The organism is Chryseobacterium sp. LJ668, from assembly GCF_019613955.1.
In the GTDB taxonomy this organism is placed as follows: Bacteria; Bacteroidota; Bacteroidia; order Flavobacteriales; family Weeksellaceae; genus Chryseobacterium.
On record NZ_CP080443.1, the window covers coordinates 2,942,341 to 2,958,890 of the forward strand.

At 35.0% G+C, this 16,550-nt stretch carries 18 protein-coding genes; all 18 read left to right on the forward strand.

What is annotated here, in order from left to right:
- The first annotated feature begins 2 nt into the window (after positions 1 to 2).
- The 18 genes from atpH (at position 3) to K0U91_RS13790 (ending at position 16,535) form a co-directional block, all read left to right on the forward strand.
- Complete coding sequence (atpH, locus tag K0U91_RS13705) at positions 3 to 542, forward strand: ATP synthase F1 subunit delta (RefSeq protein WP_220179144.1); 540 nt, start codon at positions 3 to 5, stop codon at positions 540 to 542.
- A 10-nt stretch (positions 543 to 552) separates the two neighbouring features.
- On the forward strand, positions 553 to 1,092 hold the full coding sequence (locus K0U91_RS13710; protein WP_219969189.1) for a hypothetical protein: 540 nt from the start codon (positions 553 to 555) through the stop codon (positions 1,090 to 1,092).
- Positions 1,093 to 1,123: 31 nt separating this feature from the next.
- Positions 1,124 to 2,701 (forward strand): F0F1 ATP synthase subunit alpha, encoded by a 1,578-nt coding sequence (gene atpA / locus K0U91_RS13715; RefSeq protein WP_219969188.1) that lies wholly within the window; start codon positions 1,124 to 1,126, stop codon positions 2,699 to 2,701.
- An 84-nt stretch (positions 2,702 to 2,785) separates the two neighbouring features.
- Positions 2,786 to 3,655, forward strand: coding sequence for an ATP synthase F1 subunit gamma (atpG, locus tag K0U91_RS13720; protein WP_220179145.1), 870 nt, complete (start codon positions 2,786 to 2,788; stop codon positions 3,653 to 3,655).
- Positions 3,656 to 3,752: 97 nt separating this feature from the next.
- Complete coding sequence (locus K0U91_RS13725; protein ID WP_220179146.1) at positions 3,753 to 5,111, forward strand: hemolysin family protein; 1,359 nt, start codon at positions 3,753 to 3,755, stop codon at positions 5,109 to 5,111.
- 11 nt (positions 5,112 to 5,122) lie between these two features.
- Positions 5,123 to 5,428, forward strand: coding sequence for an ATP-dependent Clp protease adaptor ClpS (locus K0U91_RS13730; RefSeq protein ID WP_220179147.1), 306 nt, complete (start codon positions 5,123 to 5,125; stop codon positions 5,426 to 5,428).
- A 110-nt stretch (positions 5,429 to 5,538) separates the two neighbouring features.
- Positions 5,539 to 6,153 carry a uridine kinase gene (udk, locus tag K0U91_RS13735; protein ID WP_050380023.1) on the forward strand — a complete coding sequence of 205 codons (615 nt, stop codon included), beginning with the start codon at positions 5,539 to 5,541 and terminating at the stop codon, positions 6,151 to 6,153.
- A 4-nt stretch (positions 6,154 to 6,157) separates the two neighbouring features.
- Complete coding sequence (locus tag K0U91_RS13740) at positions 6,158 to 6,514, forward strand: FtsB family cell division protein (protein WP_219969184.1); 357 nt, start codon at positions 6,158 to 6,160, stop codon at positions 6,512 to 6,514.
- Positions 6,515 to 6,603: 89 nt separating this feature from the next.
- On the forward strand, positions 6,604 to 7,764 hold the full coding sequence (locus tag K0U91_RS13745; protein WP_220179148.1) for a methylmalonyl-CoA mutase family protein: 1,161 nt from the start codon (positions 6,604 to 6,606) through the stop codon (positions 7,762 to 7,764).
- A gap of 130 nt (positions 7,765 to 7,894) precedes the next feature.
- Entirely contained in the window at positions 7,895 to 8,335 is a 441-nt protein-coding gene (locus K0U91_RS13750) for a DinB family protein (protein ID WP_219969182.1), read from the forward strand.
- Positions 8,336 to 8,340: 5 nt separating this feature from the next.
- Positions 8,341 to 9,489, forward strand: a complete 1,149-nt coding sequence (locus K0U91_RS13755) for a class I SAM-dependent methyltransferase (protein ID WP_220179149.1) — start codon at positions 8,341 to 8,343, stop codon at positions 9,487 to 9,489.
- A 125-nt stretch (positions 9,490 to 9,614) separates the two neighbouring features.
- Positions 9,615 to 9,899: a hypothetical protein gene (locus K0U91_RS13760; protein ID WP_219969180.1), complete on the forward strand. Its 285-nt coding sequence runs from the start codon at positions 9,615 to 9,617 to the stop codon at positions 9,897 to 9,899.
- A gap of 152 nt (positions 9,900 to 10,051) precedes the next feature.
- The gene (locus K0U91_RS13765; protein WP_220179150.1) at positions 10,052 to 11,431 is read left to right on the forward strand and encodes a dipeptidase; all 1,380 of its coding nucleotides are present in this window, start codon (positions 10,052 to 10,054) and stop codon (positions 11,429 to 11,431) included.
- A gap of 114 nt (positions 11,432 to 11,545) precedes the next feature.
- Positions 11,546 to 13,096, forward strand: a complete 1,551-nt coding sequence (locus K0U91_RS13770; RefSeq protein ID WP_220179151.1) for a T9SS-dependent choice-of-anchor J family protein — start codon at positions 11,546 to 11,548, stop codon at positions 13,094 to 13,096.
- Positions 13,097 to 13,173: 77 nt separating this feature from the next.
- Positions 13,174 to 13,881, forward strand: a complete 708-nt coding sequence (locus tag K0U91_RS13775; protein ID WP_220179152.1) for an SDR family oxidoreductase — start codon at positions 13,174 to 13,176, stop codon at positions 13,879 to 13,881.
- A gap of 142 nt (positions 13,882 to 14,023) precedes the next feature.
- Positions 14,024 to 14,770, forward strand: coding sequence for an electron transfer flavoprotein subunit beta/FixA family protein (locus tag K0U91_RS13780; RefSeq protein ID WP_129536897.1), 747 nt, complete (start codon positions 14,024 to 14,026; stop codon positions 14,768 to 14,770).
- A 41-nt stretch (positions 14,771 to 14,811) separates the two neighbouring features.
- Positions 14,812 to 15,759: an electron transfer flavoprotein subunit alpha/FixB family protein gene (locus tag K0U91_RS13785; RefSeq protein WP_220179153.1), complete on the forward strand. Its 948-nt coding sequence runs from the start codon at positions 14,812 to 14,814 to the stop codon at positions 15,757 to 15,759.
- Between the two features lie 176 nt (positions 15,760 to 15,935).
- A complete protein-coding gene (locus tag K0U91_RS13790; RefSeq protein WP_219969175.1) occupies positions 15,936 to 16,535 on the forward strand; it encodes a bifunctional nuclease family protein in 600 nt (199 codons plus the stop codon).
- Positions 16,536 to 16,550 lie beyond the last annotated feature (15 nt).

Genomic DNA, 16,550 nt, shown 5'->3' on the forward strand with positions numbered 1-16,550 from the left:
GAATGCTTACATCTAAGGTAGCTAAGAGATACGCGCAAGGTTTGCTGGATTTCACAAACGAATCCGGACAGACTGCTGCTGTATTTTCTGAAATGAAAGATGTTAAGAAACTGATGTCTGAATCTGAGGATTTAAACAAATTTTTCAAGACGCCTTACATCGATGCAAAAAAGAAAGAGGACGTTGCAAAAGAGATTTTTAAAGCTTTTTCACCGGTTTCTCAGAATTTGATTACTTTAGTGATCAGACAGGGTCGTGAGAGTCATTTGAAGAATATTGCTCAACAATTCATCAACAAAGTTGAAGATATCAATGGAGTACAGAGAATTACACTTACCACTGCGACTCAGCTTTCAAAAGAAAATGTTGATCAGATTTTAAAATCAACAGATTTAGTAAAGGCAGGTTCAAACTTTGACTTAAATCTTACCATCAATCCTGATATTTTGGGAGGATATATTTTAAGAGTAGGAGATCAGCAGATCGATGCATCTGTAAAATCTAAGCTTAATAATATCAAAAAAGATTTTCATTTAAACTAACACACTTAAGATGAAGAAATTTATATTAGGGTCTATGCTTATCATTTCTTGTTTGGCTTTTGGACAAAAAGTGAAAATTAAAAAGGATATTGCTTATGTTGATGGTAAAGAATATGTAAAAGTACTTCCAGATCCCGCGGCAAGAGTTTGTTATAATATAACTTCTTTAAACGGAAATGATTTATTTTATTTAAAGTATAATACATATAATGACCCGATGCAGGTAGATTATAAAACTAATCCTGATGGTTCAGTTGGGTATTTTGAAGTTTTATCAGCAGATTTAGATACAGTTTATTTTGAAACTTTTCTTACTGGATGTTTAATGGGTTGTGATCGAAGAGAAAATATTGTCAAAATGCTGTTCGCTTCAAAAGCAGTTAAAGATGATGGCACAATTGATTTAGCTAAATTAGAAATTTTATCTAAAAAAGTTGGTTTCGAATATTCAAGAAAAAGGGATGAAGTAAAAGGTACTTCAAATTCAAATACTGTTATAATAAAAGAATCAAGACCTAGAAGTGGTTTTAATATCAGTTTAGGAAGATAAAAATTATTTAAAAAAGAAAAACAACCATATAATGGCAGAAATAAATCCGGCAGAAGTATCTGCGATCTTAAAACAACAGTTGGCCAACTTCGACACTCAATCAAATGTTGAGGAAGTAGGTACAGTTTTGACCATCGGTGATGGTATTGCTCGTGTATACGGGTTAGAAAATGTACAGTACGGTGAGTTGGTAAAATTTGCTAGCGATGTAGAAGGTATCGTACTAAACTTAGAAGAAGACAACGTAGGGGTGGCTCTTTTAGGTGAAAGTAAATTGGTAAGAGAAGGAGATACAGTAAGAAGAACAAACAGAATCTCTTCTATCAAAGTAGGAGAAGGAATGTTGGGTAGAGTAGTTGATACTCTTGGTAATCCTATCGATGGTAAAGGACCTATCGCAGGTGAATTATACGAAATGCCATTGGAAAGAAAAGCTCCGGGTGTTATCTATAGACAGCCGGTAACCGAGCCTTTACAAACAGGTATCGTTGCAATCGACTCAATGATTCCAGTAGGAAGAGGTCAGAGAGAGTTGATCATTGGTGACAGACAGACAGGTAAAACTACTGTTGCTATCGATACGATCATCAACCAAAAAGAATTTTTTGATGCTGGTAACCCAGTATATTGTATATATGTTGCAATTGGACAAAAAGCTTCTACAGTAGCTCAAATTGTTAAAACACTTTCTGATAAAGGAGCTTTAGCATATACTGTAATCGTTGCTGCAAATGCTTCAGATCCGGTTCCGATGCAAGTTTATTCTGCAATGGCAGGTGCTTCTATCGGTGAATTCTTCAGAGACACTGGTAGACCGGCTTTAATCATTTATGATGATTTATCTAAACAAGCGGTAGCTTACCGTGAGCTCTCTCTTCTATTGAGAAGACCACCGGGCCGTGAAGCTTACCCTGGAGACGTTTTCTATCTTCACTCAAGATTATTGGAAAGAGCTGCAAAAGTAATCGCTGATGATACCATTGCAAGCCAGATGAATGATTTACCAGAGTCTTTAAGACCAATCGTAAAAGGTGGTGGATCATTGACTGCACTTCCTATTATCGAAACTCAGGCAGGTGACGTTTCTGCATATATCCCGACCAACGTAATCTCTATTACAGACGGTCAGATTTTCTTAGAAACTGACTTGTTTAACTCAGGGGTTCGTCCGGCAATCAACGTAGGTATTTCTGTATCGAGAGTTGGTGGTAATGCTCAGATCAAATCTATGAAGAAAGTTTCTGGTACTCTTAAATTAGACCAGGCTCAGTATAAAGAATTGGAGGCGTTTGCTAAATTCGGTTCAGACCTTGATGCTTCTACTTTAGCTGTTATCTCTAAAGGTGAAAGAAACGTAGAATTGTTGAAGCAGCCGGTAAATTCTCCACTTCCTGTAGATACTCAGGTGGCAATGATTTATGCTGGTACAGAGAACCTGATGAGAAATGTTCCTGTGAAAAAAGTAAAAGAATTTCAGGTAGAATATATCGCTTTCCTAAGATCTAAGCATCCTGAAACGATGGCTGCAATCAAAGCCGGGAAAATCGATAACGATATCACAGGTGTTCTTAAGCAGGCAGCTAATGATTTAGCTTCAAAATATAACTAAAATTAGTTGATGATTGTTGGTTGATAGTTGACAGAATTTTCTAAAACTAGCAACCAACAACCGACAACCAACAACTAACCCAATATGGCAAACTTAAAAGAAATACGAGGAAGAATCAGTTCAATTTCATCTACGATGCAGATTACACGTGCTATGAAAATGGTTTCGGCAGCGAAACTGAAAAAAGCACAGGATGCCATCGTAATGTTGAGACCGTATTCTGAAAAACTGCAGGAAATCATCCAGAATGTAAATTCTAGCTCAGATCCTGATCAGGTTTCTATTTATGCTCAAAAAAGAGAGGTTAAAAAAGTGCTTTTTATTGCTGTAACTTCAAACAGAGGTTTGGCAGGGGCATTTAACTCTAATGTTGTGAAAGAGCTGAATATTCAGTTTCAAAACAATTCTCAGTACGAAATCGAAGTTCTTACCATTGGTAAAAAGGCTTATGATGCAGTAAGAAGAGGCCGTACTGTGTTTTCAAACGAAAGCAGTGTTTTTGATAAATTAAGTTTTGATGTAGTTTCAAACGTTACCGAAACGGTAATGAGCAATTTCAGAGAAGGTAAATTTGATGAAGTGTATGTGATTTACAATAAATTTATCAATGCTGCTACACAAGAAGTAATGACAGAAAAAGTTCTTCCGATTTCTATGGTAGAAACTGACATTGCAGAAACTCAGGTGGAAACAGATTATATCTTTGAACCGAACAGAAATGAAATTTTAGATAATTTAATTCCAAAATCTATCAAAACTCAGGTTTTCAAAGCGGTTTTAGATTCCGTAGCTTCAGAGCACGGTGCAAGAATGACAGCGATGCACAAAGCAACAGACAATGCACAGGAACTGAAAAACGATTTGGTTATCTTCTACAACAAAGCTAGACAGGCTGCAATTACAAACGAGATCTTAGAAATCGTTTCCGGAGCAGAAGCTTTGAAAAACTCTTAAGAATATATTCGAAAAATAGTAAAGCATCGATATCTTCGGTGCTTTTTTTGTTAGTTTTATTTTATATATCTTTGTAAAATAAATTATAATTTTCTACATGGACTCTGACATAGTCAGGCTTTTGTTAGCCTTGTTTCTTGTTTTACTAAATGGCTTTTTCGTAGCCGCAGAATTTTCAATTGTTAAAGTTCGTTATTCTCAAATTCAGATCAAAGCTGCAGAAGGTGATTCGATGGCAAAACAAGCTGAGCATATCATCAAGCATCTTGATGAGTATCTTTCTGCAACACAGTTAGGTATTACATTAGCTTCATTGGCATTAGGTTGGGTAGGAGAGAGTGCAATGCACCATGTGATTGACAACCTTTTTCATTCTTTAAATATCAATTTTAGCGAATCTACGGTTACTACAATTTCTGTGGTGATCAGTTTCCTAATTATTACGGTAATGCATATTGTTTTTGGTGAATTGATTCCCAAATCTATTGCAATCCGTAAAGCAGAAGCTACAACGATGGCAACGGCTGTTCCGTTAAGGGTTTTTTATACCATCTTCAAACCATTTATCTGGTTGATGAATCTCATGTCAAACGGAGTTTTAAGATTAATGAAAATTCACCCGGCCTCTGAACAGGAAATCCACTCTACGGAAGAACTTCAGCTTTTGGTAAAACAAAGCGCAGACAGCGGAGAAATTGAAGAAGAAAACTACGAGATCATTAAAAATGCATTTGATTTTACGGATCATTCTGCGAAACAGATCATGGTTCCGAGGCAAAATATCACGTCAATTGACTTTGCAGATGATTTAAATGAGATCATTACCAAAATTATGGATAGTGGATATTCTAGAATTCCTGTGTACGAAAATTCGATTGATAACATTATTGGGGTATTTTATACCAAAGAAATCATCAGAGAATTCGTTAAAAGAAAAGGAGTTCTGAGTCATGAAGATTTGAGTGAACTGATGCGAGAGTCTTTCTTTGTGGTGGGAAGTAAGAAAATTTCGGATTTACTGAAGATTTTCCAGCAGAAAAAGCAGCATTTAGCAATTGTGATTGATGAATTTGGTGGAACTGAAGGAATCATTACACTAGAAGATATATTAGAAGAATTGGTGGGTGAAATTCAGGATGAAGAAGATGATGAAGAGAAACTGGTTGATAAAGTGGGTCCGAATACATTTTGGGTAAAAGCGACACAGCCTTTAGACGAGATCAACGAATCCTTACCTAAAAAACTGACCGTTTCTGAAGAAAGTGAGTACAATACTTTGGCAGGATTTATTCTACACGCCTTAGAAGATATTCCTGAAGAAAATCAGGAGTTTGATTTGGAAAATTATCATTTCAAGATCTTAAAAATGAATAATAAGAGTGTGGAAATGGTAGAATTGATTTATAATGAACCCAATATCGTAGACGATATTTTAGATAAGTTAGGAGACGATTAAAATTTAGAAAGATGATTTTTTATAATAGCATAAAAGATTACGGAGATCCGAAACGTCAGTATCAAGAGGAAGTTCTTGTTTTGGATGAAACCGATGAAGTATACAAATTAATTTTGCATAACGATGACATTCACACATTTGATGACGTCATCGAAGCCTTAATAGAAATTTGCAAACATGACCTTTTACAAGCCGAGCAATGTACAATGCTCGTACACTACAAAGGAAAATGCACAGTAAAAACAGGATCTATGGATGTTTTGAAACCCATGCATGAGAAACTAATTTCACGAAGCTTAACAAGTGAGATCGTATAGTACAAGCTCTGACAATTGTCGGAGCTTTTTTATTTTTAACAGTTAAATAATTTAATCTTTCAATTCTTTAATCTTTTAATTATTTTATATTTGTACAAACTATATAGAAAATGCTTGTAATAGGAATTGCGGGAGGAACAGGATCCGGCAAAACTACGGTTGTTGATAAAATCATTCAGCAGCTAGATATTGAAGGAATGAATATTTTGTCTCAAGACAATTATTATCACGATAATCATAATCTTACACTGACGGAAAGAGAAGCGTTAAATTATGATCATCCCAAGTCTATAGATTTTGAACTGATGCTGAAACACGTAAAAGCATTAAAGAATAACGAATCAATCGAGCAACCGGTCTATAGTTTTGTGACACACTCAAGAACCGGCGACCACGTTACCGTTGAACCGAAAAATGTTCTGGTTGTAGAAGGTATTTTGGTTTTAACGAATAAAGAACTGCTTAAAGAATTTGATTTAAAAGTCTTTGTGCACGCAGATTCAGACGAAAGACTGATCAGGAGGATCAGAAGAGATACCCAGGAAAGAGGGAGAGATCTGAACGAAGTACTGCACCGTTATCAAACGACTTTGAAGCCCATGCACCAGGAATTTATCGAACCGTCAAAAAATGATGCCGATTTAATAATTCCAAACATGAAGCAGAATTCTGTAGCGATTGATTTTTTAACGACCGTTATTAAAAATTCACTGAGAAAACACTAATAATATGCCTGAAAAAGAACTAATTAAGGACATTAAACCCAAATCGGAAACCATTAAATTTCTGCAGAGTTATGTTCTGAATAAATATGTGATTGCAATATGTCTCTTTCTGGTCTGGATGATTTTCTTTGACAAAACTTCCTTTTTGGTTATCAATGAGCTCAACGGTGAAATCAATAAGTATGAAGAGCAACTTGAATATTATAAAACAGAATACGAAAAGAACGATAAATTCTACAAAAAGCTGATGAATAATAAATCTGAAAAAGAAAAATACGCCAGAGAAAATTATTTTATGAAGAAGCCAAATGAAGAAATTTTTATTTTAGTTGTCGACAGTACAAAAATCGCTAAAAAATAAAGTGAATTGTAATTAGTCATTAGTTTCGCTGTCAATTTTATAATAAATATGCGAATCATAATTGTATATTACCCCATTACTCCTTACCTATGTCTAGAGATACATTTGAAAGCTGGGAAAATCTTGTTAAAAAACAGCTGAAAACCGAAGATATTTACACGATTCTAAAAAAAGAAAATTTAGAGGGAATTGCTGTAAAGCCTTTTTATGATTCCTTTAAGAAACCTATGGTCAATCTTCCGAGAGTGGAAGAAAGCACTCATCTGGTTGCAACTTATCACGAGACTCTCGAAGATGATGTTTTTGCATTTTTACTCAATGAAAATGTTGAAAATCTTACTGAGAAAACGATATTCATCAACAATAAAGATTTGGCAGAACATATTAGTCCTGCAGATGAAGATGAGTATTTTTCATTGATTGATGTTTTTGATGAAAATAATCTTACGATTGATGATCAGTTGGTTAAGGAATTGTTGGCAAAAAGTTTCAGGCGCAATATCTGTGTTGATATTTCGCTCCATCAGAATGCAGGCGCATCTATCGTACAGCAGCTGGGAATCGCTTTGGCAAAAACGAAAGAATTAATTGAAGTTTATGGTGCTGAAATTTTAAATAAAATACTATTCAGATTAGCTGTAGGAGCAAATTATTTCTTCGAAATGGCTAAAATCCGTGCATTTAAACTGGTTTTTAATCAGCTTACAAAAGAATATAGTTTAGATGATATTCCTTATATTTTTGCGGAAACTTCTTTAAGAAACAAATCGGTCTCAGACAGTGAAAATAATCTGATTCGTTCCACTTTAGAATTAGCCGCAGCAATGATTGGAGGTGCAGATGCAGTTTTCAGCATCAATTACCAGATCGCAAACAATACAGAAAATTCCGAAGAAATTTCATTCAAACAGCAGATCGTCCTCGCCTACGAAAGCATTATCAATGTTTTTGAAGACGCATCCAATGGAAGTTATTACATTGAAGACATTACGCAGCAGATCGCAGAAAAATCATGGCAATTTTTTATTGATATTGAAGAAACCGGCGGATATTTAGATACTTTAAAGCAAGGAATTCTTCAGAAAAAAATTTACGATCAGGCTGTCGAAGAACAAAGATGGATTCAAGAAGGCAGAATAAAACTGATTGGTGTGAATTTATATCCAAAATTGGAGATTAAAAAGTCTGTAGAAGAACTTTATGATGCACAAAAAGTCAAAGCTGTTCGTTGGGCTGAAATGTTTGAGTGATTTAATATTAAAAATCTTTGTAATCTACGCTAGGTGATACGCCGTTGCAAGCTTAAAAACAAATTAGAAGGAAATAATCTTTGCGAACTTTGCATTAAAAAATTACTTGTTATTAATTACAAATTAAGGGATGAAAGAAAAACTCACCGATTTATTCGAATATACCTACCATTTTAACAACGAAATGATAAAGATTATCTCTGAAAATATCTCAAAAATTGACGAAAAAACAATCAGTTTAATCAATCATACTTTAAATGCTCAACAGGTATGGAACTCAAGAATTTTACATGAAAAATCTTTCGAAGTCTGGCAGATCAATCCATTTGAAAATTTACAAGACATCAATAACCAAAACTTTCAGAAGAGCATTCAAATTGTCAAAAATTCAGATTTAGATCAGAGAATGAGTTATCATAATTCAAAAGGTGCTGAGTTTGAGAATACGATTTTCGAAATGTTGTTTCAGGCAATTAATCATTCCACTTATCATAGAGGGCAAATCAATTCTCAATTAAAACTGAATGGAATCGAGCCGGTTTTGACAGATTATATTTTCTACAAAAGATAAATTCTTTGGAAATTCAAATTTTAAATAAAGATATTCAAAATTACATCAATGCAAACCTCAAAGCGGATCTGCATTCTTTATTATTAAAAAAATCACCATTTCCTGAAGTTTCGATGCAGGAAATCGTTCAACAAATTAAAGGAAAGCTGGTTGCACAGAAAAAATTTCCATTTCTACTTAAAGATGGAATTATTTTCCCGCCACAGCTTAGTTTAGAGCAGTCTTCATCACAAAAAACAGCAGTTTATAAAGCACAGCTTTTAAATGGAAAGAAATTTATTGACCTTACAAGCGGCTTTGGAATCGATGCTTACCATCTTTCTGAAAATTTTGATGAAATCACTTTAGTGGAACAGAATCCTGAACTTTTACAGATAGTAAAACACAATTGGACTATTTTAGATAAAAAAGGAAATTTTATCAATAATAAGTTAGAAGATTTTCTTAATCAAAACCAGGAGATTTTTGATGTTATCTACCTTGATCCTGCCAGAAGAAACTACGATAAAAATAAAGTTTTCCTTTTAGAAGATCTCTCCCCGAATATTCTTGAAATTCAGGACAGTCTGCTTTCAATTTCCAAGCAAGTTGTGATCAAGCTTTCCCCTTTGATTGATTTAAAATATCTCGTCTCTGTTTTAAAAAATATTTCCAGAATTGATGTTATTGCGGTAAAAAATGATGTAAAAGAAGTAGTTGTCTTTCTATCTCAGGAAGAAGCAGAATCTATTCAATGTCACTGTATTAATCTGGAAAGTGAAGAATCTGACTTCATGTTTTGGTTCGGAGATGAAGAAAACGCTCATGCACAGTATTCCGAACCTGAGAAATTCATCTACATTCCGAATAATACGGTATTAAAAGCAGGGATTTTTAATTTGATTTCGGAAAAATTTAATCTGAAAAAACTGCATCCTAATACTCATATTTATACTTCGGAAATCGAGATGAAAGGTTTTCCGGGTAGAATTATGGAGATCGAAGTAATTGATAGTAAGTTGATTAAAAAGAAAAGCCAGTTTAATTTAATTTCAAAAAATTATCCTCTTAAACCTGAAGAAATTAAAAAGAAATATAACCTGAAGGATGGTGGTAATGAGTATCTTATTTTTACACAATCCAAAAAAGGTAAATTAATATTAAAATCAGTCTGAAAATGTTGCCGAAAAATGCAATATTTCTTACTTTTGGGCAATCAAAATTTTGAATTGAATTGCAGCGCATATCATAAACGAAGATTTAGCAATGCAGATGACTTTATAAAAATTAAATAAATCATATGAAAAAATTAATTATATGTTTAGCCGTTGCAACAATTGCAGTTAGCTGCAAAAAAATTCAGGCAGGTGGTAATAAAGGTACTTTAAAGCTGGAAGAAGGGGTTGAAAGATATTCTGATGATGAGCAGACAAGCGGTCATGAGGAAGATCTTAATGCTAAGCATGTGGGTGCAGACCATGGAGAGCACGAGGCTGAAACTCCCAAAACTGACAGTACAAGAGCTCAGAAATCACCTGAGGTTACGACTTCGGGCTTGGAGAAACCTTCTGCTGAACAACATTAGTAAATCAACATCTAAAATATATTATCCTGCACCTTTTGTGTGGGATTTTTTAGTGGTCATCTTTTAAATTACTACCGGAACGAATAAAAAATTTGTTTTGCTTGTTCAGCCAATTCTATTTTTTTAATTTTATCGAAATATTAAAATCAACAATGCAAGAGACCTTAAATTATATCAACGAAAACAAACTTCGTTTCGTTGATGAATTGTTTGAATTATTAAGAATAGCATCAATTTCCGCAGATCCGGCGTATAAAAATGAAGTTTTAGCTTGCGCAGATAAGGTAGCAGAACATCTTAAAAATGCTGGTGCAGACCAGGTGGAAGTTTGCCAGACTAAAGGATATCCCATTGTTTTTGGAGAAAAAATAATAGATAGTAACCTACCGACAATTTTGGTGTATGGTCATTATGATGTACAGCCACCGGATCCGTTAGAATTATGGAGAAAGCCACCTTTTGAACCTTACATCGAAAAAACAGATCTGCATCCCGACGGAGCAATATTTGCAAGAGGTTCCGCCGATGACAAGGGACAGTTTTTTATGCAGATTAAAGCATTTGAGGCGATGATGAAGACCAATACTTTACCATGTAATATAAAATTTATTTTTGAAGGAGAAGAAGAAATAGGTTCTGTAAGCCTAGGAGATTGGGTAAAGGAAAATACCGAAAAATTGACTTGCGATTGCATATTGATCTCAGATACACACATCTACAGCAATGAGCAACCTACTGTAACTACAGGGTTACGAGGTCTAAGTTATGTAGAAGTAGAAGTGGAAGGTCCAAACAGAGATTTGCATTCCGGTCTTTATGGTGGTGCTGTTCCCAATCCGATTCATGTGCTCTCAAGAATGATTGCCAAATTGATTGATGAAGACGGACAAATTACTATTGACGGATTTTATGACAATGTGGAAGATGTTTCTGATGAAGAAAGAGGGGAAATGAATAAACTGAAGGATAATCCTGAAGAATTTAAAAAATCTATCGGCCTTAAGGGAGTGGAAGGTGAGACAGGGTACACGACTTTAGAGAGAACCTCAATTCGTCCTACATTAGACTGCAATGGGATTTGGGGAGGTTACACTGGCGAAGGTGCTAAAACGGTTATTCCTTCAAAAGCCTCAGCAAAAATTTCCATGCGTTTAGTTCCTTACCAGACACCGGAAGAAATTACAGAAAAATTCACAAAGTATTTTGAAAAAATTGCTCCTGAAAATGTGAAGGTGACAGTGACTCCGCATCATGGCGGCATGCCTTACGTTTTGCCAAGTGATACAAAAGAATTTTTAGCTGCAAAAAAAGCGATGGAAACAGCTTTTGGCAAAGAAGTCTTACCTTATAGAAGTGGCGGAAGCATACCAATTACGGCAATGTTTGAGCAAGTTTTAGGAGCAAAATCAGTGTTGATGGGCTTTGGACTAGATTCAGATGCTATCCATTCTCCCAACGAGCATTACGGGTTATTTAATTTCTACAAAGGAATTGAGAGTATTCCTTTGTTCTTTGAAAATTATTCTAAATAACGATTATGAGTCCTCAAGAAGTTTTTCTTGAGGATTTTTTAATTTTAACATTTTTTTTTAATTCACTATGTAAAACTTTATTATATTTACATTAAATAATTTAAAATTAATTTTATGAAAAAAGTTTTATCTTCTTTATTGCTTACAGCATCTGCTATAGCATTTGGGCAAGTTTTTAGTGCAGGTTTTGAAACTAATTATGGACCATTAACTAATTGGACATTATATAATGTTGATGGACTTACTCCGAATTCGAGTGTTAGTTATGTTAATGCAGCATGGATTCCTTCTGTAGAAGAAGCTGGTAATAGTATTGCTATGTCTACATCATGGTATACACCCGCTGGAACCTCAAATGATTGGATGGTTTCACCGGCAATTACTCTTCCAGCAGGTACTAATACTTTGTACTGGCACGCAAAATCATATGATCCTACTTACAAAGAATCATACAAAGTTTATATCTCTACCACTGGAAATGCGGTTGCGAATTTTACTACACCTGCTCTTACTGTAAATCTTGAAGAAGCTACATGGCAAAATAAAAGTATCGATCTAAGCTCTTATGCAGGGCAAACCATCTATATAGCTTTTCAAAATTTTTCCAATGATGCATTCTTAGGGGGAATTGATAATGTTCATGTTATTAATGGAGTTTCTCCTCAACCGGGACGAGTAATGACCACATCTAATATCACGCAAACAAGTGGTCGTATTAATTGGACGGCAGCAACTGGTGTAACGGGATATGATTATTCTAGAGGAGCAGTTGGGCATACTCCTACTGTAGTTGGTAGTGTTACTGGTGCAACAACTAATTTTGCAGATATTACTACTGGTCTTGCAGCAAATTCTGTTTACGAATATTATGTTAGAAGTAAAAATAATACTGTAAATGGAGCATGGATAGGGCCTTATAGATTGTTTACTGCACAGCCTCTTGGTACGGGAACACCTTATTCTTACGGTTTTGATAATACTACTGCTGCTTTTTATCAAAATGATGGATGGACTGGAGCTTGGTCTACAAATGCTACTGCTGGAAATCCACAAGCGGGAGCGCAAATGGTATTTTCAAATAATAGTACAACAGCTGCAACTAATAGATGGTTATATTCAAAGCCATTTACTTTATCAACAGGTAATGCATATACGGTGACTTTTTATTTGAGAAATTTCGGTGGAACAAATCCTCAAAGTATAAAATTAACTGTTGGAAATGAGGCTACAACAACAGCACAGAGTACTACATTATGGAGTTCAACAACTGTAGCAAATGCAGCATGGACACAATATACCGCGACATTTACTCCTACAACGAGTGGAACATATTATTTTGGGTTTAATCATTTCTCACCGATCCAAGCAGGTACTGCAGTATCTTTGGGATTGGATACATTTAACATAAATGGAGTTTTAGGTACTATTGATACTGAAGTGAAGAAAAATCAAATATCTATATATCCTAATCCGGCTACTGATTTTGTGTCTATTAAGTCAGATTCAAAAATTAATAATGTAGAAATATTTGATGCAAGCGGACGAAAAGTTTCTAGCAACTTGAATGATAATAAGGTTGATGTAAGAAACCTAACTCCTGGAGGGTATATTATTAACATCGAAACTAAAGAAGGGAAAACTACAGAAAAATTTATCAAAAAATAAATACTGATAAATCTTAGTATATAAAAACGCTCCAATCGGAGCGTTTTTATTATTTTAGAGAATAAATTTTATAGATTATGATTGAAAGTAAAGTAGCTTATATTACAGGAGGCACAAAAGGAATCGGTTTTGGTGTTGCTAAAACTTTATTGGAACACGGAATTGCAGTTGCGTTTTCGGGAAGAAAAAAAGAAGATGTTGAAAAAGCTGAAACAGAGCTGCAGAAATATTCTGCACAGGTTTTTGGGATCGAGTCTGATGTAAGAAGTTTAGAAAGCGAAGAAACAGCTGTAAAAAAAATCATTGAAAAATTTGGGCGATTAGATTTTGTAATTGCTAATGCAGGGCTTGGAATTTTTAAGCCTGTTGACGAGTTAACTTCAGAAGAATGGAATTCTATGATAGAAACAAATTTGACAGGCGTTTTTCATACCTTAAAAGCATCTGTAGGAGAACTAAAAAAGACAGAAGGATATTACATTACCATTTCGAGTTTGGCCGGAGCCAATTTCTTTGAAAACGGAACAGGTTACAACGCTTCAAAATTTGGTGTTGTTGGCTTTACCCAGGCTGCAATGATTGATTTAAGAAAATATAATATTAAATCGACCGTAATCATGCCGGGCTCTGTTGCTACCAATTTTAATGGAAATATTCCTTCAGAAAAAGATGAGTGGAAAATTCAACCGGAAGATATGGGAAATTTAATCTTAGATATATTAAAAATGAATCAGAGAGTTTTACCCAGTAAAATAGAATTTAGGGCATCAAAACCAAACAGTTAAAAACTTATAATGCGCTGAATAATAATTAAATAAGTATTATGCATGCATAATATATTTTTTATTTATATTTACATCACTTAAAAACAAAAACTGCTTATTAAATTTTAGTTAATAAAGCAAAAAAGAAAAATATATAATAGATATGAAAATATTAGTTTGTATCAGCAGTGTTCCGGACACTACTTCTAAAATTAATTTCACAGCAGATAAATCTGCTTTCGACAAAAATGGAATTCAGTGGGTCATTAACCCCTTAGACGAATTTGCTTTAACTAAAGCGATCAAATTACAGGAATCTCAGGGAGCAACTGTAACAGTAATGAATGTTGGTGACGCTGCTACAGAACCTGTCATCAGAAAGGCATTAGCAATTGGTGCAAACGATGCAGTAAGAGTTAATCTTGATCCTAAAGACAGCTATTCTACCGCAAAAGAAATTGCCTCTGTGGCACAGAATGGCGGTTATGACTTAGTTCTTTGCGGTAAAGAATCAATCGATTATAACGGTGGTTCTGTTCCTGGGATGGTTGCCCAATTATTAAATCAGCCATTCGTAAATGCTTCTGTTGGTTTGGATGTAAACGGAAGTGAAGCGACAGCGGTAAGAGAAATTGAAGGCGGTAAAGAAACTATTTCAGTTAAACTGCCTGCAGTAATTGCCGGACAAAAAGGCTTGGTTGACGAGAAAGATTTGATTATTCCAAATATGAGAGGGATTATGTCTGCTAGAACAAAGCCTTTACAGGTTGTAGAGCCTACTTCTTCCGAAGTAAAAGTTCAGGGAGTTTCTTACGATAGTGTTCCGCCAAGAGCGGCGGTGAAAATCGTTTCTCCGGATAATTTGGATGAATTGGTAAGGTTACTTCACGAAGAAGCTAAAGTTATCTAATCTTTTAATTATTAAATTTTTTAATCTTAAATTCAAGAAAAATGGCAGTATTCGTATACGCAGAAAATATAAACGGAGTTTACAAAAAAGCAGCTTTTGAAGCAGTTTCTTATGCAAAAGCAGTTGCAGATCAGGCGGGAGATACCGTTACGGCAATCTCTGTAAACCCAACAGATTCTTCAGATTTATTATATAAATATGGAGCAACCAACGTAATCAATATCAAGGACGAAGGTTTGAAAAATTTCTCAGCTAAGGCTTATGCTCAGGCAGTAAGTGAGGTAGCTGACGGAAATGTTCTTGTTTTTCCTCACACAACAGATGCTTCGTCTGTAGCGCCAATGCTGGCTGTGATGAAGAATTTTTCTTTAATTACCAATGTTTTGGAAGCACCGGAAAGCCAAGCTCCATTGCAGGTAAAAAGAAAAGCATTCTCAGGAAAAGGATTTATGCATGCAAAAGCTGAGGCGGAAGGAGTAATTCTTACCGTTTCTCAAAATGCTTTTGGAGTAAAAGAAAATGCAGTTTCTGGTTCTGAAGAGGTAAGAAATCTTTCAGTAGCCAATGAAGATACCAAAGTGATTTCTCATGAGCAAAGTTCAGGGAAATTAGACCTAAAAGAGGCTGAAGTGGTAGTTTCTGCAGGTAGAGGAATGAAAGGTCCTGAAAACTGGGGGATGGTAGAAGAATTAGCAAACGTTTTAGGTGCTGCTACAGCTTGTTCAAAACCGGTTTCAGATATTGGTTGGAGACCTCATACAGAGCACGTTGGACAAACCGGTAAGGCAATTTCACCCAATCTTTATATCGCAATCGGTATTTCCGGGGCTATTCAACATTTAGCGGGGGTGAACTCTTCTAAAACAATTGTTGTAATCAACAGTGATGCTGAAGCACCGTTCTTCAAATCAGCTGATTATGGGGTTGTAGGTGATGCTTTCCAGATTCTTCCGGCACTTACTGAGAAAATTAAAGCAATCAAAGGATAGATGTTGTGAATTGGCAGCAGTCAATTCGTTTTGCTTGTCAATCTTGAAATTCATCTGCGAGCGAAGCAAAATTGACAATCAAGTTAATTTACAATTCGTATATAAAAGCCCTCTTTGGGCTTTTTTTTGTCTAAAAGTAAAACCTACAATAAAAAATTTAATTTATATTTGTAGCCATGGATTATAAACAGCTAATCATTCGCGGAATATCGTATAGCCAGACACAATCTGGGGCATACGCTTTGTTATTGGAACATGAAGAAACACACATAAAATTACCCGTAGTGATCGGGAATTTCGAAGCACAATCCATTTCATTAGGCTTAGAAAAAGATATTCATCCGCCACGGCCGCTTACCCACGATTTATTTACAAAATTTATAGTTTCTGCCAATTTTGAATTGGTGTCTGTCATCATTTATCAGATCGTTGACGGAGTATTTTTTTCAAACATCAATTTTAAAAATTCTGCGACAGAGGAAGAGTTGATTTTAGATGCAAGAACTTCTGATGCTGTTGCAATGGCGGTACGATTTGATGCGCCCATTTTTACAACCCAACAAGTCCTGAATGAAGCCGGAATTTTATTAGAGCTTGAAGATACTGGAAAAGAAGAAGATACTTTCTCAGAAAGGCTTACTAATGAAGACAGCTTAGGCAGTGTTTCTATGGAAGAATTGCAAAAGTTGCTGGAAGATGCCGTGAAAGAAGAAGATTTTGATACCGCTCTTGAAATTCAGGAAGAAATCAAAAAAAGAAAAAAGAAAATCGATTAAGATATTATAAAATAC